The sequence below is a fragment of the Pantoea sp. NGS-ED-1003 genome (assembly GCF_000738765.1).
Classification (GTDB): domain Bacteria; phylum Pseudomonadota; class Gammaproteobacteria; order Enterobacterales; family Enterobacteriaceae; genus Pantoea; species Pantoea septica.
This window is the reverse complement of record NZ_JPQA01000002.1, coordinates 282,912-300,066: the sequence shown is the minus strand read 5'-3', so window position 1 is coordinate 300,066 and position 17,155 is coordinate 282,912. Positions and strand designations below refer to the sequence as shown.

Annotated in this window: 20 protein-coding genes; 18 read left to right on the top strand and 2 right to left on the bottom strand. The window is 58.4% G+C overall.

Annotated features, from left to right (window positions below):
- The first annotated feature begins 5 nt into the window (after positions 1-5).
- The 6 genes from JS46_RS04850 to JS46_RS04825 are packed head-to-tail and all read left to right on the top strand — an operon-like array spanning position 6 to position 2,290.
- On the top strand, positions 6-734 hold the full coding sequence (locus tag JS46_RS04850; RefSeq protein WP_033748572.1) for a Rha family transcriptional regulator: 729 nt from the start codon (positions 6-8) through the stop codon (positions 732-734).
- Positions 721-1,131 carry a hypothetical protein gene (locus tag JS46_RS04845; RefSeq protein WP_033748571.1) on the top strand — a complete coding sequence of 137 codons (411 nt, stop codon included), beginning with the start codon at positions 721-723 and terminating at the stop codon, positions 1,129-1,131. Before JS46_RS04850 ends, JS46_RS04845 begins: the two co-directional genes overlap by 14 nt.
- Complete coding sequence (locus tag JS46_RS04840; protein ID WP_033748569.1) at positions 1,121-1,342, top strand: hypothetical protein; 222 nt, start codon at positions 1,121-1,123, stop codon at positions 1,340-1,342. Before JS46_RS04845 ends, JS46_RS04840 begins: the two co-directional genes overlap by 11 nt.
- Positions 1,339-1,581: a hypothetical protein gene (locus tag JS46_RS04835; RefSeq protein WP_051905568.1), complete on the top strand. Its 243-nt coding sequence runs from the start codon at positions 1,339-1,341 to the stop codon at positions 1,579-1,581. Before JS46_RS04840 ends, JS46_RS04835 begins: the two co-directional genes overlap by 4 nt.
- Positions 1,581-1,940 (top strand): hypothetical protein, encoded by a 360-nt coding sequence (locus tag JS46_RS04830; RefSeq protein ID WP_152560668.1) that lies wholly within the window; start codon positions 1,581-1,583, stop codon positions 1,938-1,940. Before JS46_RS04835 ends, JS46_RS04830 begins: the two co-directional genes overlap by 1 nt.
- Complete coding sequence (locus JS46_RS04825) at positions 1,937-2,290, top strand: hypothetical protein (RefSeq protein WP_051905567.1); 354 nt, start codon at positions 1,937-1,939, stop codon at positions 2,288-2,290. The genes JS46_RS04830 and JS46_RS04825 overlap by 4 nt, the downstream gene beginning before the upstream one ends.
- A gap of 182 nt (positions 2,291-2,472) precedes the next feature.
- Here the strand turns inward: JS46_RS04825 and JS46_RS04820 are convergent, their stop codons facing one another.
- On the bottom strand, positions 2,473-3,663 hold the full coding sequence (locus JS46_RS04820) for a site-specific integrase (RefSeq protein ID WP_033748564.1): 1,191 nt from the start codon (positions 3,661-3,663) through the stop codon (positions 2,473-2,475).
- 449 nt (positions 3,664-4,112) lie between these two features.
- On the opposite strand from JS46_RS04820, the gene JS46_RS04815 reads away from it, so the two are divergent.
- The 12 genes from JS46_RS04815 (at position 4,113) to JS46_RS04765 (ending at position 16,064) form a co-directional block, all read left to right on the top strand.
- Positions 4,113-5,744, top strand: coding sequence for a TIGR04028 family ABC transporter substrate-binding protein (locus JS46_RS04815; RefSeq protein ID WP_033748562.1), 1,632 nt, complete (start codon positions 4,113-4,115; stop codon positions 5,742-5,744).
- A gap of 13 nt (positions 5,745-5,757) precedes the next feature.
- Positions 5,758-6,702 (top strand): ABC transporter permease, encoded by a 945-nt coding sequence (locus JS46_RS04810; protein WP_200879021.1) that lies wholly within the window; start codon positions 5,758-5,760, stop codon positions 6,700-6,702.
- The gene (locus JS46_RS04805) at positions 6,699-7,547 is read left to right on the top strand and encodes an ABC transporter permease (protein WP_033748558.1); all 849 of its coding nucleotides are present in this window, start codon (positions 6,699-6,701) and stop codon (positions 7,545-7,547) included. Before JS46_RS04810 ends, JS46_RS04805 begins: the two co-directional genes overlap by 4 nt.
- Positions 7,544-9,157, top strand: coding sequence for an ABC transporter ATP-binding protein (locus tag JS46_RS04800; RefSeq protein WP_033748557.1), 1,614 nt, complete (start codon positions 7,544-7,546; stop codon positions 9,155-9,157). The genes JS46_RS04805 and JS46_RS04800 overlap by 4 nt, the downstream gene beginning before the upstream one ends.
- A complete protein-coding gene (locus tag JS46_RS04795) occupies positions 9,154-10,164 on the top strand; it encodes a putative FMN-dependent luciferase-like monooxygenase (protein ID WP_033748554.1) in 1,011 nt (336 codons plus the stop codon). Before JS46_RS04800 ends, JS46_RS04795 begins: the two co-directional genes overlap by 4 nt.
- Positions 10,161-11,273 (top strand): alkylhydroperoxidase domain protein, encoded by a 1,113-nt coding sequence (locus JS46_RS04790; RefSeq protein WP_033748552.1) that lies wholly within the window; start codon positions 10,161-10,163, stop codon positions 11,271-11,273. The genes JS46_RS04795 and JS46_RS04790 overlap by 4 nt, the downstream gene beginning before the upstream one ends.
- A 2-nt stretch (positions 11,274-11,275) precedes the next feature.
- Positions 11,276-12,406, top strand: coding sequence for an amidohydrolase (locus tag JS46_RS04785; RefSeq protein ID WP_369799137.1), 1,131 nt, complete (start codon positions 11,276-11,278; stop codon positions 12,404-12,406).
- Complete coding sequence (locus JS46_RS04780; protein WP_033748548.1) at positions 12,403-13,275, top strand: VOC family protein; 873 nt, start codon at positions 12,403-12,405, stop codon at positions 13,273-13,275. The genes JS46_RS04785 and JS46_RS04780 overlap by 4 nt, the downstream gene beginning before the upstream one ends.
- A 236-nt stretch (positions 13,276-13,511) precedes the next feature.
- Positions 13,512-14,102 (top strand): TetR/AcrR family transcriptional regulator, encoded by a 591-nt coding sequence (locus JS46_RS04775; RefSeq protein WP_033748546.1) that lies wholly within the window; start codon positions 13,512-13,514, stop codon positions 14,100-14,102.
- Between the two features lie 199 nt (positions 14,103-14,301).
- Positions 14,302-15,003, top strand: a complete 702-nt coding sequence (locus JS46_RS24065) for a hypothetical protein (protein WP_152560667.1) — start codon at positions 14,302-14,304, stop codon at positions 15,001-15,003.
- A 72-nt stretch (positions 15,004-15,075) separates the two neighbouring features.
- The gene (locus tag JS46_RS04770; RefSeq protein ID WP_033748545.1) at positions 15,076-15,669 is read left to right on the top strand and encodes a DUF308 domain-containing protein; all 594 of its coding nucleotides are present in this window, start codon (positions 15,076-15,078) and stop codon (positions 15,667-15,669) included.
- Positions 15,670-15,773: 104 nt separating this feature from the next.
- The gene (locus JS46_RS04765) at positions 15,774-16,064 is read left to right on the top strand and encodes a chorismate mutase (RefSeq protein WP_033748543.1); all 291 of its coding nucleotides are present in this window, start codon (positions 15,774-15,776) and stop codon (positions 16,062-16,064) included.
- A gap of 133 nt (positions 16,065-16,197) precedes the next feature.
- Here the strand turns inward: JS46_RS04765 and JS46_RS04760 are convergent, their stop codons facing one another.
- Positions 16,198-17,058, bottom strand: a complete 861-nt coding sequence (locus JS46_RS04760) for a LysR family transcriptional regulator (protein WP_033748541.1) — start codon at positions 17,056-17,058, stop codon at positions 16,198-16,200.
- Positions 17,059-17,155 lie beyond the last annotated feature (97 nt).

Genomic DNA, 17,155 nt, shown 5'->3' with positions numbered 1-17,155 from the left:
CAGCTATGAATAACTTCATTATCGGTACCGCTTCGCAGCCAACCATGACCAGTCTGGATATTGCTGACCTGGTGGGCAGCCGCCACGACAGCGTAAAACGCACCATTGAGCGTCTGTCAGAAATGGAAATCATCCAACTCCCACCAGTGGTGAAAGTTGAGAATAAACAATCAACTAGCCCAAATCGATTTGCCGATGCTTATCAGCTGGAAGGTGAACAAGGTAAGCGTGACAGCATCATAGTTGTAGCTCAGCTTTGCCCTGAGTTTACTGCTCGTCTGGTAGACCGCTGGAAAGAGCTGGAAGAAGAACGTGCGCGCCCGAAATCACAGGCCGAACTTAACCTGGCTTATGCGCTGGCCCAGTTTGAGCAGGAGCGCCGGTTGAACAGCGTTGAAAGTAAGGTCGATGAAGTGGCTGAGACCGTAGAGAAAATTAAGCGCGGCTCTATTCCAGCTGGCTGGGCAGGATATTCGGTGCTGAGAGTTAAATGCGGCATGACAGACGCCAAATGCCGGACTCTGGTGAAAGGCTACAACATCCCTACAGACACAATAACCATCATGACGCCAGAGGGCCAGCCACGCCCGATGAAGATCGTGCTGGAAGCTGATTTCATGAAGGCGTTTCGCGGAATGATGACTGAAGCACAGCAGCGCGGCACAAAGTGGTTCCATCCCGCCATGGGGCTATTTCAGGTAATTGGGTGGGAGGTTAGTCATGCTGATAAATGATATTCAGCGGAGCCATCAGCAGGCTCTGCAATGGCTGGCTGACGCTTACCTTTTTCACCTGGTAAGCATGCATCGCCGCCCGGTTTTCCGTCACCAGTATGGCGATATTTCACTGAGCCAGCACGCGGTTCAAGGTTTTATCGATACCCACCTTGCGGAAAAAGGCAAAGGCCTCAAAGAACGCCGCGCTCGCTATATCAGCCTGCTGGACATGGATGCGTTTGCAGAAGGTATTAACTCAGACTTTGTGGACTGGGGAACTGTGCCAAAGCTTAAGCCCCGCGGCATTCGATGGATCAATGCCTGCTTCAATCGTTACGGGGAAATGGTCATGCATTTTGGCGGGCAGGAAATGGTTGAAGCCATGATTGAAAAGGAGAAGGCAGATGAAATTTGATTTCGTCGATAAAGGCGCTGTAGCCACGCTGACTATCACCAGCAGCCTGCTGGAGTTTCGCCGGCACAACCGGGCAGTGGATGCTGCCCTTCTCTCTGCTGATGTGATCGCCAGAACGTCAGGCATCTTCATCCGGAAAACAGTTATCAGCGGGCCGGTTAACCGCGGGCTTCGTGCATACCGTGCGGCCACAATGGAGGCGGCGAAATGACGCAGCGTGAAATGGCAGACCTCAACGACACACTGGTAAAAGCCAGCGTCAAGATTGATGACGGCTGCGATCACTCCCAGCGCATCGTGTGGCAGATGAACCAGAAGCGTTTTATGCGCAATGGTCAAAGCCCGGCGCGCCCGCCTGCGCCGAAGGTAGCGCCGGTAAAGATCGAGCCAAAGAAGAAGCCTCGCAAACGCGGTTACAAGATTGTCCAGCATGCGATAGGAGCAGTGTGATGACACGAATTTCAGCAACAGAAGTGATGATCGAGCATAACAGCAAGCTGGCGCGTGACCCAATCCACCTGCGCCGCCTTGTAACTTTCTGGCCAGAAGAGAACATCGTTCACCAGCTGGCCAAACAAGCCCTAGCCGATATGGAGCGCTTTAACATTCCATCTGGTTGGATGCCGGTCCCAATTGAGCCAACCAAAGAAATGGTGGCCGCTGGCCAGGATAGGTTTGAAGAGTGTATCGATCACGGATTCGATAGCTGTGAAGACGGCTCTACACACGAATACAGCAAAATATCTTCAGATGCGCCCTATCAGGTTTTCAAAGCCATGATTGAAGCCGCGCCAAAGGTGGAAAAATGAAATACAGCGACTTGAACAACATCACCACAATTACTGAAGCCCTGCAGGCGCTGGAGAACGTCGGCGCCAGCATCGAGCAAATCAAGCTGCAGCTGGAGTTTCCGGAAGGTAAAGACCGTGACTGGGAGACTCGAGCCCGATACGCACTGAAGAAGAAGCAAGGCATCCGTGCGGCAATCTGCAATCGCCTAGCTATTCTTCGGCAGCAGGAGAAAGAGCGTAATGTGGGATTCCGCGATGCTCATACTGACTGCCTCATCAAAGAAATGAAGCGGTATTTCTCGCGCGCTGCGTTTCTGGCATGTGATCACCGGGCGAAACTGAAGGCGGAGGCAGAAAATGGAATTTAAAGAAGAGATTTTGCGAACTCAAGATGTAATGGCGCGGTTTAAAATTTCCCGCAGCACTCTGCAGTTCTGGAGAACGCCTAAACGCATGCCTAAGCGGTTCAGCCGTCCTTTCCCGCCGCCAACTATTCCAGGAGCTCCAGATCGCTGGCGGCTATCAGAAATCATGAAATGGGAAGATGAGGTTAATTCTTTATCAGCGGGCGGCCAACAACCTTCTCAAGATGATCGTGCCACACTTTCAGCCAATGGCGTTGATCTTCAAGATAGTCGTGAAGGTTATAACGAGCCATAACGCCACCCATCTGGTGGCCAAGTAACTTCTCAATGACGTGTGGCGGCGCGCCCAGTTCAGAAAGGCGCGTTGCCACCGTTCTCCTGATATCGTGAAGTGTCCAGGGCTCGAGACCAGTTCTGTTAGAGATGAAGCGAGCATACTCGGAGACCTGCCCTTGATTCAGCGGCGCCGGCAGTTTTACTCGAGAATTCATTTTAGTCAGTACAAGCTCAGTGTTAGACAAGCTCTGAACAGTTTTCATCATTGAAACCGTAACGTCCCCCATCGCTCTTCTGATTGTTTTGCCGGTTTTGTATTCCTCGGCCGGAATTGTCCATGTTTTGTCTTTGAAGTCGAACCACTTCCATTTCGCCTTTCTGATTTCCGCAGTTCGGCAACCGGTAAGTAGTAAAAATCTTACCACCACCTGTTTATGCAATGGCAAAGTATCCAGTTCTTCCCAGATAACTTTTATCTCAGCATCAGACAGCTTTCTGTCCTGGTAAGCAGGCGACGTGCCAACGTCAGATCTGCGCAGCGATTCAAGCGGGTTGTTATTGATGACGCCACGGTTTGAGCAAAAACGAAAGGCCCTTTTCATGATGGAAAGCATTTCACCCGCCATCACAGTCCTTCCCATCGCATCGAATGTCGATATCCAGTGACCCTTGGTGGTCTGATCAACAACAGCATTGCCAAGCGTCGGCTTAATATGCCGCTCATAGCATCGTCTGTTACTTGGAAGTCCTACGATGCCCTCAGGGCGGCAATAAAACTGCTCCCAATAGGCATAAGCCTCATCAACCGTCATCGCTTCGGATTTGTTTTTCTTTTCAAATTTTACCTGCTGGCGAGGATCGACACCTTCAGTAAGCCATTTTCTGTATAACTGACGCCGCTCCCTTGCCTCGCTCAAAGATAAATGGGGATATTCACCAATAGTTATTTGGGCTGGTTTTCCATTCCAGCGGTAACGATAAAAAAAGGTCACTGCGCCGGCCACTGAAAGGCGGACATTTAGGCCATGTGCATCAGATAAAACTTCTACTGCATCACGGCGCTTCCCTAGAGATTTTCGCAGTTTTGTGTCTGTCAGCATTGTGTACACCGTCATGATTACCTATACCCAATAGTGTACACAAAAACACTTAGTTTAAGCTATACGGAATAACGCAGCTTAATGCACCTTTAGGCGTAAAAATCATATAAGCCAATGATGTTATTTGGAAACCTCAAGAGACTTAAACGCTATTAACGCTTGTTAACGCAACTTTGAATTTAGTAAAACAACAAATATGAAAAAAGGATCGCGAAAAATGGCATAGCGGCTGTTATTTCTGCCGGGCAGTGCGCTCCTGAAATAAATAAAAGCGGATAGCGAGAGAAATAATAAAACCCATCCTCTCTGGCGAATGACGCTTGTCTCCTTAATCCGGCGTTATTTGTTATTTTCAGATAAGCTTTGCGCAATTCGTTGGTTCATTTGGCCTGCGCCGCGTCCGATGATGAATTCCGTCTTTTAAGACAGTTGATAACAAAGGAATTCACATGACGCGTTTCACTTTTTCGCCACTGCCGCGCGCGCTGGCATTTGCTCTGCTTGCAGGGAGTATCACCGTTCACGCGGCGGAGACGCCGGTGAAAGGCGGCACGCTGATCTATCTTGAGCAGCAGGCGCACACCAATCTTTATCCGCCTGCGGGCGGCTTCTATCCTAACGGCGGCATCCTTAATCAAATTACCGATAAGCTCACCTGGCAGAACCCGGAAACATTGCAGGTCGAACCCTGGATTGCCGAGAGCTGGAGCAGCAATGGGGATAAAACCGAATATACCTTTAAGCTGCGGCCCGGCGTCACCTTCTCCGACGGCACGCCGCTAGACGCCAACGCGGTCGCGAAAAACTTCGATACCTACGGTCTGGGTAATAAAGCGCAGCGCCTGCCAGTCTCTGAAGTGATTAATAACTACGACCACAGCGAAGTTATCGATCTCCTGACGGTGAAGTTCTATTTCAAAAAGCCCTCGCCCGGTTTTTTACAGGGCACCGCCACCATCGGTTCCGGTTTGGTTTCGCTCAGTACGCTGGCGCGTAATTTCGACCAGCTTGGCGACGCGCGACATATTATCGGCTCCGGCCCCTTCGTGGTCAGCGACGAAAAGCTGGGCCGCGAGGTCGACCTGATCGCGCGCAAAGGCTACCAGTGGGGGCCGAAAAACGGCCAGCAGCAGGGGCCCGCCAATCTTGACGGCATCAAAATCATCGTCACGCCGGAAGACAGCGTGCGCATCGGCGCGCTGCTGGCGGGCCAGGCGGACGTGATCCGTCAGGTGCAGGCCTATGACGAGAAGCAGGCGAAAGATCAGCACTTCCCGCTTTACGCGGCGCCGACGCGCGGCGTAAACGACAGTATCAGCTTCCGTCCGGACAACCCGCTGGTGAGCGACCTGCGCGTGCGTCAGGCGCTGCTGCACGCCACCAACGCGAAGCAGGTGGTCGATACCCTCTTCTCGCCCAACTACCCGCAGGCTAAATCAGTGATCGCCGCCAGCGCGGCGGGCTTCGTCGATCTCAGCGACAGGCTGACGTTCGATCCGGAACAGGCGAAAAAGCTGCTGGACGAAGCGGGCTGGAAGGCGGGCGCCGACGGCATCCGCGCCAAAGCGGGCAAGCCGCTGGCGCTGACCATCTATGAATCGCTGCCGCAGCCGCAGAACAAAGAGGTGCTGCAGCTGATTGCCCAGCAGTGGCGTCAGGTCGGCGTGACGCTGACGGTGAAAGCGGGCGACACGGGCAGCAAGACCCTCGACAGCCTCGATCCGCTGAAAACGCCGCTGACCGTCTCGGAAGTGGGCCGCGCCGATCCCGACGTCATCAAAAGCCAGTTCTACCCCAGCAACCGCGACGCGCTGCTGCAAAAAGGCGGCTCCAGCGACAAAGTGCAGAGCTTCCGCGACGACAAGCTCAACGCGCTGCTGCTGGCGATCTCCGCCGAGGTCGATCCGGCGAAGCGCCTGCAGCTAGCGGGCGACGCGCAGCGCTATCTGCTGGATAACGCCTACGTCATTCCGATCTTCGAGGAACCGCAGGTGTTTGCCGGCGCGCCCTGGCTGAAAGGGGTGCGCTTTGAAGCGGTCGGGCGCCCGGCGTTTTACGGCGCCTGGCTGGAAAAACATTAAGGCGGGATAAATGATGCAACACTATCTGCTGCGACGGCTGGCTAGCGGGCTGCTGGTACTATGGGCGGCCTTTACCCTCTCCTTTGTGCTGCTGCAGGTGCTGCCCGGCGACGCGGTGCTGATTAAGTTTCAGAACCCGGATTTGGGGCTGAGCCCGCAGCAGATTGCGGAGATGCGCCTCGCCTACGGCGCGGACAGCCCGCTGTGGCAACAGTATCTGCATACGCTGCTCGCCATGCTGCGCGGCGACTTCGGCTTTTCGGTGCAGGCGGGCGTGCCGGTGAGCGCGCAGATCGCCGATAATCTGCCGGGCACGCTGCGCCTGGCGCTGTGCGGATTTCTGCTGGCGACGCTGCTGGCGTTCGCGCTGGCGGCGCTGTCGCGTCAGCCCGCGCTGCGCGGCCTGCGTGCGCTGCTGCAGTCGCTCCCCGCGCTGCTTATCTCTATTCCGACCTTCTGGCTCGGCATCGCGCTGATCCAGATCTTCTCTTTTCAGCTGCGCTGGATTCCGGTGATCAACCCCTCGCCGTGGCAGGGCCTGCTGCTGCCCATCGTCACGGTGGCGGTGCCGATCTCCGCGCCGCTGGCGCAGATCCTGCTGCGCAGCATCGATGAGGTTTCGACCCAGCCCTTTGTGGCAGTGGCGCGCGCCAAAGGCGCAAGCGAAAGCCGCGTGCTGTGGCGTCACGTCTTGCGTAACGCCATGCTGCCGGTGCTGACCATCGCCGGACTGCTGCTGGGCGAGCTGATCGCCGGCGCGCTGATCACCGAAACGGTGTTCGGCCTCGGCGGTCTCGGCCAGCTGACGCAGCAGGCGGTAAATAATCAGGATGTCGCGGTGCTGCAGGCGGTGGTGATGATCTCGGCGCTCGGCTTCGTGGCGATCAACCTGCTGGTGGATCTGCTGATGCCGCTGTTCGATCCGCGCCTGCAGCGCGTGGCGGGAGGTGCCCTGTGAGCCTTGTCGATTACTCAACCGCGCGCCGCGCCTTAAGCGGACGCCAGACGCTGCGCGTGCAGCCAGGCTTATGGCTGGCGTGGCTGGTGATAGGGCTGGCTGTGGGCGCTGCCATCGCGCCCGCGTTGTTTACCGCCTGGAGCGCCACCGAAGGCATCGCCGGGGCGCAGCGTCTGGCGCCGCAGGCGGGGCACTGGCTCGGCACCGATCAGCTGGGACGCGATCTCTGGGCGCGTATGGTGTACGGCGCCTCGGCGTCGCTCTCCGCCGCGCTGATCGCCGTGGCGATGGGGCTGACGGCAGGCACTGCGCTCGGCGTGCTGGCGGGCGCCAGCGGCGGCAAAACCGAGACGTTGATTATGCGCGCCGTCGACGTGCTGCTCGCCATCCCTTCTCTGCTGCTGTCGTTGAGCGTGCTGATCCTGCTCGGCTTCGGCACGCTGCACGCTGCGCTGGCGGTGGGCATGGCGTCAATCGCCAGCTTTGCCCGACTGGCGCGCGGCGAAGTGGTGCGCATCCGCCACAGCGACTACGTCGAGGCGGCCTTCGGCAGCGGCGGCACCTTTTTCGCCGTGCTGCGCCGCCATATTTTGCCCAACGCGCTGATGCCGGTGATCGCCTTCGCCGCGCTGCAGTTCGGCCAGGCGATCCTCGCGCTCTCGACGCTCAGCTTTCTCGGCTACGGCACGCCGCCGCCCGCGCCCGAATGGGGGCTGCTGATCGCCGAAGGCCGCAACTATCTCTCTACCGCATGGTGGCTTACCACCTTCCCCGGCATGCTGGTGATCGCCGTGGTGCTGGCCGCCAATCGCATCAGCATTCAGATTGCAGGAGGTCGCCGATGAGCGCATCCGCGCCGCTGCTGGCGGTGAAACATCTCAGCCTGAGCTATCGCAGCGGGCATCAGTGGCGTCAGGTGGTGCATGACGTCAGCTTTGAACTCCGGGCCGGGGAAATGGTGGCGCTGGTGGGCGAATCGGGCTCCGGCAAAACCACCACCGCACAGGCGATTATCGGGCTGATGGCGGAGAATGGCCGTCGCGACGGCGGCGAGATCCGCCTCAACGGCGAAGATATCGCCGACTGGACGCAGAAGCGGCTCGACCGGCTGCGCGGCGTGCGCATCAGCCTGGTGCCGCAGGATCCCGGCAATTCGCTCAATCCGGTGAAAACCGTCGGCGCGCAGCTGGAGGAGATCCTGCTCCTGCACACCGCACTCAGCGGCGACGCACGCCGCCGCCGCGTGGTAGAGCTGCTGACGCGCGTCGGCCTGAGCCATCCGCAGCAGCGCGTCGATCAATATCCGCACCAGCTGTCGGGCGGTATGAAACAGCGCGTGCTGATCGCTATCGCGCTGGCGCTTAGCCCGGATCTGATTATCGCCGACGAGCCCACCAGCGCGCTCGACGTGACGGTACAGAAGCGCATCCTCGATCTGCTCGACGCGCTGCGCCGCGAGTCCGGCACCGCCGTGCTGTTCGTTACCCACGATTTGGCGCTGGCGGCCGAGCGTGCGGATCGCATTATGGTGTTTCGCCACGGCGAGATTCAGGAGTCGGGGCCTGCCGCACAGTTGGTCGGCACGCCGCAGCATCCTTATACCCGCCAGCTGTTGCGGGATGCGGCGCCGCATCGCGTCACACGGCGCGCGCCCGACCGGCTGGCGACGCCCGCGATCGACGCCGCCGGCTTCGGCAAGCGCTTCGCGCTGGGCAAAAACAGGCAGCTGCAGGCGCTGCACAACGTCAGTTTTCAGGTGGCGCGTGCCTCGACGCACGCGCTGGTGGGCGAATCCGGCTCCGGTAAGACCACGCTGGCGCGCATTCTGCTCGGCTTCGAACGGGCGGACAGCGGCAGCGTGACGCTGGACGGCACGCCCGTCGGCAGCCTGCGCGGCGAAGCGCTGCGCCAGCTGCGGCGTAAGATCCAGTTCGTCTATCAGAACCCGTTCGCCTCGCTCGATCCGCGCCAGACGCTGTTGCAGATCATTGAGGAGCCGCTGCGCAACTTCGAACGGCTCGGCGCCTCTGAGCGTCGGCGGCGGGTTGAAGCGGTCGCCGAGCGCGTGGCGCTGCCTGCTGAGATGCTGTCGCGCGGCGCGCGCGAACTTTCTGGTGGCCAGCGTCAGCGCGTCGCCCTTGCCCGCGCGCTGATCCTCAACCCCGACATTCTGGTGCTGGACGAGGCGACCTCGGCGCTCGACGTGACCGTTCAGGCGCAGATCCTGCTGCTGCTGCAACAGCTGCAAAACGAGCTGGGACTCACCTATCTGTTTATCACCCACGATCTGGCGACGGTGCGCCATATGGCCGACAGCGTCACGGTATTGCGCGCAGGCGAAGTGGTGGAAAGCGGTGACGTTGTCACCCTGTTCGCCGCCCCGCAGCACCCCTATACCCGCGAACTGATCGCCGCCATTCCGCAGTTCACTCCGCGTATGAGGGCTTCCGCATGAGGCGACGTATTGGCTTTTTCACCCGACTGCTGGATAAGGCGCCTGCGCAGCAGCGCTACCGCCTGGCGACCGAACAGATCCAGCACGCGGAACGGCTCGGCTTCGACAGCGCCTGGATCGCCCAGCACCATTTTCACGAGGCGGAAGGCGGCCTGCCGGCGCCGCTGGTGTTTCTGGCGCACGTCGCCGCGCATACCCGCACCATTCGCCTCGGCACGGCGATTATCACCCTGCCGATGGAGAACGCCCTGCGCGTGGCGGAGGATGCGGCGGTGCTGGATCTGCTGGCTGAAGGACGGCTGGAGATTGGACTGGGCTCCGGCGGCACGCCAGACTCCTTTCTGCCGTTCGGCCTGACCTTCGACCAGCGCGCCGCCGCCTTCGCCGACAACCTGCATCAGCTGCTCGGCGCCTGGCGCGGCGATTCGCTGGCGCATCCCGACAACCATCTCTATCCCGCTGCGCCGCAGCTGGCGCAGCGCGTCTGGATCGCCACTTTCTCTATCGAAGGCGCAGCGCGTGCCGGGGCCGCCGGACACGGGCTGATGCTATCGCGAACCCAGCCGCGCCCGGCCTGGGATCCCGCGCTGCCGCTGGATGCGATACAGAATCCGCTTATCGACGCCTATCTCGACGCGCTGCCCGCCGGAGTTGCGCCGCGCATTCTCGCTTCGCGCACCGCCTTTATCGCTGATTCAGACAGCTATGCGCGCCGCGTCGCGGAGCCGGGCATCCGCCAGCAGGCGCAGCAGTACCGCGCCGCCGGCCATGCGCTGCGCGGCGAATCGCTGGACGATCTTTTCGCGCAGTTCGACGCCCACGTCGGTGACGCCGTCACGGTGCGCGCCTCGCTAGCGCAGGACAGCGTGCTGCCGCGCGTCACCGATATCTCTTTTCAGGTGCACTCGGTCGAGCCGTCGCCTGCCGATACGCTGCGCTCCATCGAACTTATCGCCGAACAGCTTGCGCCCTGGCTGCGCACGCTCACCTCTCAGGAGACCCTATGACCCATTCTCACGATCTGCTGGCTGACCTGGCCGATATCGATCCCGCCAGCGCGCTGGCGCAGGCGCGGGCCACGCGCGATGCCGCGACCCGCCACGCGCAGGGCAGCTACGAGGTGCTGTTTAGCCAGCAGGAGAGCGATTTTCCGCTGGCCGAGCGCCTCGCGCTGGCGGCGCAGGTGGCCGAATGGCACGGCGCTGAACGGCTGCGCGCCCACTATGCCGCCCATCCGACGTATCAGCCGCTGAGCGACGACGTGCGCCATCAGCAGGCGCGCGATTTTGCGCAGCGCCTGACCGTTGAGCCGGTCGCCGCCGCGCCGGCGCATATTGCAGCCTTGCGCGACGCAGGCTGGAGCGAGCGCGGCGTGGTGACGCTGGCGCAGCTGGTCGGCTTTATCAGCTTTCAGAGCCGCCTGCTGGCCGGTTTGCGCCTGCTGCAGGGCGAAGAGAGCAGCAGTCCGGCGCACGCCGCCGTTGCGGGCCGCTGGCACACCGCCGGGCAGACCCTTAGCGGCCAGACTGCGCTGACCGCCTTTACCCAGGCGGAACTTGGCTGGGAACCCTGGCTGGCGGCGAAGCCGCTGGAGGCATTTAATGCCGAAGAGCAGGCGCTTCTGGCGCGCTTCGGCCACAGCGACTCCGACTATTTCCGCCTGCTGGCGCGCAACCAGCCGGTGCTGGAACAGCGCACCCTGACCGATAAAGGCATCTTCTACACCGCCGGCGGACTGCCGCGCGCCGAACGCGAACTGGCTGCGACGGTAGCGAGCAAGATCAACGGCTGCATCTACTGCGCCTCGGTGCACGCGCGAAAGGCGTCACAGCTCTCGAAAGATAACGATGCGGTGCAGAAATTACTTAACGTCGCGCCCGGCGCGGTGCTGTCGCACGGCCAGTCGCCGCGCTGGGCCGCCGAGATCGACTTCGCCGCCTCGCTCTCCGTCACGCCACCTGCGACCAACCTGAAGCAGCTTCAGGCGCTGCTCGACCAGCAGCTGGATACGCTGTCGCTGCTCGACCTGATCCAGTCAACCGCCTTCTTCGCCTGGGCGAACCGCCTGATGCTGACGCTCGGCGAACCCTTTTTGCCCTCTGACGCACAAGGATAAGCATGTTGTTATCTGACCAACTGATCGCCTGGCGGCGCGAGCTGCATCAGCATCCTGAGCTGTCGAATCATGAATTTCAGACCACCGAGCGCATCACGCGCTGGCTGCGCCAGGGCGATATTCGTCTGCTGCCGCTGCCGCTGAAAACCGGCGTGGTGGCGGAGATCGGCCACGGCGAACCCGTCATCGCGCTGCGCGCCGATATCGACGCGCTGCCGATTGATGAAGCTGTCGACCATCCCTGGCGGTCGCAGCAGCCCGGCGTAATGCACGCCTGCGGCCACGACCTACATACCGCGGTAATGCTTGGCGTCGCGCACCGCCTGCGCCAGCAGGAGCAGCTGTTGCCTGGCCGGGTGCGCATTCTGTTCCAGCCCGCGGAAGAGACCTTTGACGGCGCGCAGCAGCTGATCGACGCCGGCGCGCTGGAGGGCGTGCAGGCGATTTTCGGCATGCATAACGCGCCTGATCTGCCGCTCGGCACGCTGCGCACGCGTGGCGGCGCCTTTTACGCCAACGTTGACCGCTTCACCATCCGCATCCGCGGCAAGGGCGCGCACGCCGCGCGGCCGCATGAGGGCATCGATTCGATTGTGATCGGCAGCCATATCGTTACTGCGCTGCAGACCCTGCCGAGCCGCGTTTTCAGCGCGCTGGAGGCGGTGGTGCTGAGCGTGACGCGCTTTACCGCCGGCAACAGCTGGAACGTGCTGCCGCAAAGCGTCGAGCTGGAAGGCACGGTGCGCACCCATAACGACGCGATCCGCGAGGCGATCCCGCACCGGATGCGTCAGCTGATCGGCAGCATCGCCGCGGGTTTCGGCGCGGAAGCGGAGCTGGAGTGGATCGCCGGGCCGCCTGCGCTGGTCAATACTCCCGCCTGGGCCGACTTTGCGCTGGATCTGGCGCAGGCGCGCGGTTTCGCCACCGAGCGCGGCACGCCACAGATGGGCGGCGAAGATTTCGCCTTCTATCTGCACCATGTGCCGGGCGCCTTTGTCAGCATCGGCAGCGCCAGCGCGTTCGGGCTGCATCATCCGGGGTTCGATCCCGATGAAGGCATGCTCGAAACGGCGGTGGACTATTTTACGCAGCTTGCGCCGCGCGCCCTGGATATCGTGGCCAGCGCATGACGAACAAGAGGAGAAAGGAGAAGGCTATTCCCGTTCCCGTACCGGTGCTGGATCATGTGGTCATTAACGTGGCGAATCGGCTGGATGAGGCGAGCGCGCTCTACCGGCGGCTCGGCTTTCAGCTCAGCGAACGCGGCCACCATACGCTCGGCTCCAGCAACCATCTGGCGATTTTTGGCGAGAACTACCTTGAACTGCTGGGCTACGAGCCAGGCCGCGGCGAACAGCGCAAAGATTTATGGCAGGCGCCGCCTGGCCTGACCGGACTGGTATGGAAAACCCAGGATGCAGAGAGCGCCTGGCTGCATCTGCAGCGTCAGGATCTGGACGGCGACGCGCCCGCCGCGTTTCACCGGCCGGTGACGCTGCCGGACGGCGAAGCGAGCGAGGCGCACTTCCGCACCGTGCGGCTGCGCCCGGCGCTGATCCCCAACGGCCGCAGCTTTTTCTGCCAGCACGACACGCCGCATGCGGTATGGCAGGCTGCCTGGCAGACGCATCCTAACGGCGTGCGCAATATCAGCGAGTTTGTCATTGTGGCGCAGGATCCGGCGCTCTCCGCTCAGGTTTACAGTCACCTGTTCGGCGCGGATCGCATCCTCGCCTGTCAGGATGGCGCCTTCGTGCTGAAAGCGGGCGAAGCAAAGGTGCGTTTCGCCTCCGCCGCCTATGCGCAGACGCGCTTCGGCTCGCTGCCGGCAGATTATGACGGCTCGGCGCGTATGTCCGCGCTCAGCTTTCGCAGCGACGATCTGGCGAAGGTGAAAGCGAGCCTGCTGCTGGGCGATATTCCCTTTCGCGAGGAGCCGGATGCGATTGTGGTGGCGGCGGAACAAGGGTTTAACGTAGCGCTGCGGTTTCATTTGTGAGGTAAGGGATAGTACAGCAATTACGTCCTTCTCCAGGCTGTTGCGCTGCATCTAAGGCAGCGGCCTGAGAGATCATGGTTTTACAGCGGCGCGTTCTCTGAGCCATCTGTCAGCTATCACGGCTCCAGGGCAAAAGTACGCTGCATTGTATGCAGATGAATATCAGTTGACTTGCTTGCCTACCTACTAGTAGATTGATGAACAGTCGTTACCTTATTTTTATTGTCGGAGCATGCATGAATACCGAACGTTCACTGAAAGCCGCAGAAATCATGCATCACGCCAGGATGCTGCTCACCTCAGGCGGCTATAAAAGCTTTAGCTACGCCGATATAGCCGAGCGCGTACAGATTCGCAAAGCCAGTATTCATCACCACTTTCCAAACAAAGCTGATTTGGTGCAGGCGGTAGTCAGTGATTATCGTCAGCAGGCGCAGGCGGGAATGGCGGCAACCAGCCAGCACTTTGCCGGGGATGCACTGGGCGAAATTCATGGCTATGTGAATTACTGGTCCACCTGCATTAAAAACAACGATTCGCCCTTCTGCATTTGCGTCATGCTGGCGGTGGAATTACCGGTTTTACCTGAAGAGGTGGCGAAGGAGGTCAGCGGGCATTTTACGGACCTTACCGAATGGCTGACCGCCGTGCTGAAAAGGGGCGAAAAGAGCGGCGTATTTACCTTGCGGGAAAGTGCAGCGACGGAGGCAGCATCTTTTATGGCAACGGTACACGGTGCGATGGTCGCAGCGCGCGCCTTTAATAACGTTGACCTGTTCCTGCACATTGTCGAACCGGCAATCAATAAGCTGATGAAATCGAACTGACTGCTGCCTGCTAAAAAGCTGCGCCTGACACTTTTTGTTCTCGATTCACTCTGCTCTGCCCCTCGCAGGCAAACAGAAAAATATAGCCGCTCTGGATATTAAATCCCCTTGTATAGGGGAATAAGGAGCTGGATTTGTCGTTGATGCTCAGCCTACCTTCTAGTAGGTTGATAAGCTACAGTTACAACCAACAGGCATAATGCTGGTGAAATTATGCTTAAACGCGCTTGCCATCATGGGGAAGTTATTTATGACCAGTATTGGTGCACTGCCTTCAGCGGTAAATTTAATATTGTCGAACGTTGACAGCATAAAAAACCGATCTCCCGATTCTGTTGCATCAGGTTTCCAGACCCTCCTGCAGAACCAGGTGAAAGCTTCACAACGTCATGCGTTAAAGATTGAAACTATGCAACTGAAGCAGTCAGAAAATATCTCATCGCATCGGTTAGACACCGATACTCTGCTTGCACAGCTGCTTGCCAGTAGAAAAATGCTATTACCTCCCAGGAGCCCTGAGTGTCATTCAGCAATGACCAACAGAAAAGCGTTGGCAGAGTGTCGTCAGGATAATCACTCTGATAGTGAAGCCTGTGAAATAACTTCTTCTGCGCCTATTCACAAAATCGATTCTCGCTCATGTCCTGATCGGATCAATGATTCAGATCCCCTGAACCTGGCGTGTAATACGCCTGTTGCAGACATTCAGTTTGCGGCTCAGCCCTATTTTCCTGCCATGGCGATGCTGCCGCTTACTTACATTTTTATTTGGGTTTCGCCCGAGTTTGTCCGGTTCCCTGTGCAATTTTCTAACGGCCACCCTTTGCGTGTACGCAGAGTGCGTCTTTTAGACCGTTCAGGTCGCCGCCAGAATAGTTATAGCCTTAATGAAGAGGTTTAATTTGGTCATTCCTTTATGCACAAACAACGTTTACTCAGTCTGTAACAGCCCCTGTCCATCTGGAGAATAAGTATGAAAAGCAAAAATTTAACGTCTACTGACCCGCAAAATCATTGGCTTCAGTCTTACTATTATATGCGCGCTGCGGTATCTGTTATCTGGATTACGCTTGCGGTACTTCTCGGGAAAGAGAATCCCGTTATCGGTGCCGTTCTGCTGGTGCTCTATCCTGCCTGGGACGCACTCGCTAATTATATCGATGCGCAAAAATCAGGAGGTTTAGCGGTAAACCCACCGCAAAAACTCAACCTTATTGTCAGTATGATTGTCGCACTGGCTATTGTCTGGGCGCTCTCCATAAGTATAAATGCCACCATCAAAGTCTTTGGTTTATGGGCAATATTTTCTGGCGTGCTGCAGCTTTCCGCTTCCCTCCGTCGCTGGAAAACCGCTAACGGGCAGTGGGCGATGATTTTAAGCGGCGCGCAATCTGCATTAGCGGGCATATTTATGTTTAAGCAGGCCAGCAGTGACCAGCTTTTAGATGTCACGACTGTTGCACCCTATGCGGCTTTCGGCGTCTTCTATTTCCTGATCTCAGCCGTCACCCTGACGATAAAAAACAGCCGCAAAAGTAAAATCATTGCCAAACGACAAGTGGATTAACGGGGAATAGTCCTGTCTGAAAATACGCCTGACCCGCTTTGCTGAGTGAACAAGCGAGGCGTTCGCCCTTTCCTTTATTCAAACTTATGGCGAGAGATAAATACATGTCTACTGATGATTATCAGGCAGCGCTATTATCGCATCGACAAACGATCGATAATCTCGATGCCGCGCTCATTTATATTCTGGCAGAGCGATTTCGTTGCACGCATAAAGTCGGCGAGCTCAAGGCGGCGCATAATATGCCGGAAAGTGATAAAAACAGGGAGGCCGTGCAGCTAACCAGACTGAAAGAGATCGCGGAAAGTTCGGGTCTCGATGTGAATTTTATGGAAGAAGTGATGCGTAAAATTATTGACGAGGTCGTACGCAGGCATGAAAAATTGAAAGCGTAACGCTGTGCAGGCAATAGTAATCCAGAGTAGCTGAATGCGTCGTCATCAATAATATTTCAAATAAAGGATAGCCTGGCCGAGCGCACCGTTTTTTCCGGGCGTCGGCCCCTCTCTTTTCAACCTCTGTAGCAAATTAACTTTCTTGAAAAGCCAGCATACTGTCCGCGATATCGAGCATGGCGCGCAGGCGGTCCATATGCCGGAGATCTTGATGATAGCCTACCCAGATATCCCTTGATGGCGGCAGATCGGGAGTGGCAATACGCTGCAGTCCGGGGGTGGCATCGCCCAGAGGTTGCGGCAATACGGCAACGCCCATGCCGCACCGGCACATTTGCGCCTGAATCGCACGACTGGTGCTTTTAAACGCGGGCTTTGACTGCGGAAAACGCTCGAGAAGCCAGGCGACATCGGGAAAGTGCGACTGTTCGGTGTTCATCAGGATCAGGCCCACCGACGCGGGATCGGCGACCATTTTCTGCGTATTTTCAGGCGTGCCATAGAGAGCGTATGGCATGCTCATCAGGCGCCGCTGGACAATATCGGGATCGGTAAAAGGCACGATGCGAAACGCGATGTCGGCATCGCGACGCGACAGATTGAGCAGGCGGAAACTTGCGATGACTTCCGGCACAATCGCCGGATGGCGACGCGTCAGTTCGCCGAGTACCGGCGCCAGAACATAGTTGGCAAACCACTCTGCTGACGATATGCGCAATATCCCTTCCAGGCGGTCATGATTCCCGGCCAGGCGACGTTCCAGCGCCAGCGCGGAGTTCTCCATCGCTTCCGCCAGCTTCATCACGCCGTCACCGGCGTCAGTGAGGACCAGCCCCTCCTTTGTCCGACGAAATAGCGCCTGCTGCGCCTCATCCTCAAGCGCCTTTATGCGGCGTCCGATCGTTGGGTGGCTCACGCCCAGACTCTGGGCCGCTTTGCCGAAAGAACCGTTGCGCATCACTGCAAGAAATACCTGAACGTCACCCCACTCCATGCCGCCGCCTCACCGTTCAAAAATGAACGTTGAATATACAAAATTGTCAGTTCTCAAACAACTTTGTAGGTATCACCATAGCTTCCATCACTCAATA

Coding starts and splice junctions, on each gene's coding strand:
- JS46_RS04850 (WP_033748572.1), top strand. CDS start 6: ATGAATAACTTCATTATCGGTACCGCTTCGCAGCCAACCATGACCAGT.
- JS46_RS04845 (WP_033748571.1), top strand. CDS start 721: ATGCTGATAAATGATATTCAGCGGAGCCATCAGCAGGCTCTGCAATGG.
- JS46_RS04840 (WP_033748569.1), top strand. CDS start 1,121: ATGAAATTTGATTTCGTCGATAAAGGCGCTGTAGCCACGCTGACTATC.
- JS46_RS04835 (WP_051905568.1), top strand. CDS start 1,339: ATGACGCAGCGTGAAATGGCAGACCTCAACGACACACTGGTAAAAGCC.
- JS46_RS04830 (WP_152560668.1), top strand. CDS start 1,581: ATGACACGAATTTCAGCAACAGAAGTGATGATCGAGCATAACAGCAAG.
- JS46_RS04825 (WP_051905567.1), top strand. CDS start 1,937: ATGAAATACAGCGACTTGAACAACATCACCACAATTACTGAAGCCCTG.
- JS46_RS04820 (WP_033748564.1), bottom strand. CDS start 3,663: ATGCTGACAGACACAAAACTGCGAAAATCTCTAGGGAAGCGCCGTGAT.
- JS46_RS04815 (WP_033748562.1), top strand. CDS start 4,113: ATGACGCGTTTCACTTTTTCGCCACTGCCGCGCGCGCTGGCATTTGCT.
- JS46_RS04810 (WP_200879021.1), top strand. CDS start 5,758: ATGCAACACTATCTGCTGCGACGGCTGGCTAGCGGGCTGCTGGTACTA.
- JS46_RS04800 (WP_033748557.1), top strand. CDS start 7,544: ATGAGCGCATCCGCGCCGCTGCTGGCGGTGAAACATCTCAGCCTGAGC.
- JS46_RS04795 (WP_033748554.1), top strand. CDS start 9,154: ATGAGGCGACGTATTGGCTTTTTCACCCGACTGCTGGATAAGGCGCCT.
- JS46_RS04790 (WP_033748552.1), top strand. CDS start 10,161: ATGACCCATTCTCACGATCTGCTGGCTGACCTGGCCGATATCGATCCC.
- JS46_RS04785 (WP_369799137.1), top strand. CDS start 11,276: ATGTTGTTATCTGACCAACTGATCGCCTGGCGGCGCGAGCTGCATCAG.
- JS46_RS04780 (WP_033748548.1), top strand. CDS start 12,403: ATGACGAACAAGAGGAGAAAGGAGAAGGCTATTCCCGTTCCCGTACCG.
- JS46_RS04775 (WP_033748546.1), top strand. CDS start 13,512: ATGAATACCGAACGTTCACTGAAAGCCGCAGAAATCATGCATCACGCC.
- JS46_RS24065 (WP_152560667.1), top strand. CDS start 14,302: ATGCTGGTGAAATTATGCTTAAACGCGCTTGCCATCATGGGGAAGTTA.
- JS46_RS04770 (WP_033748545.1), top strand. CDS start 15,076: ATGAAAAGCAAAAATTTAACGTCTACTGACCCGCAAAATCATTGGCTT.
- JS46_RS04765 (WP_033748543.1), top strand. CDS start 15,774: ATGTCTACTGATGATTATCAGGCAGCGCTATTATCGCATCGACAAACG.
- JS46_RS04760 (WP_033748541.1), bottom strand. CDS start 17,058: ATGGAGTGGGGTGACGTTCAGGTATTTCTTGCAGTGATGCGCAACGGT.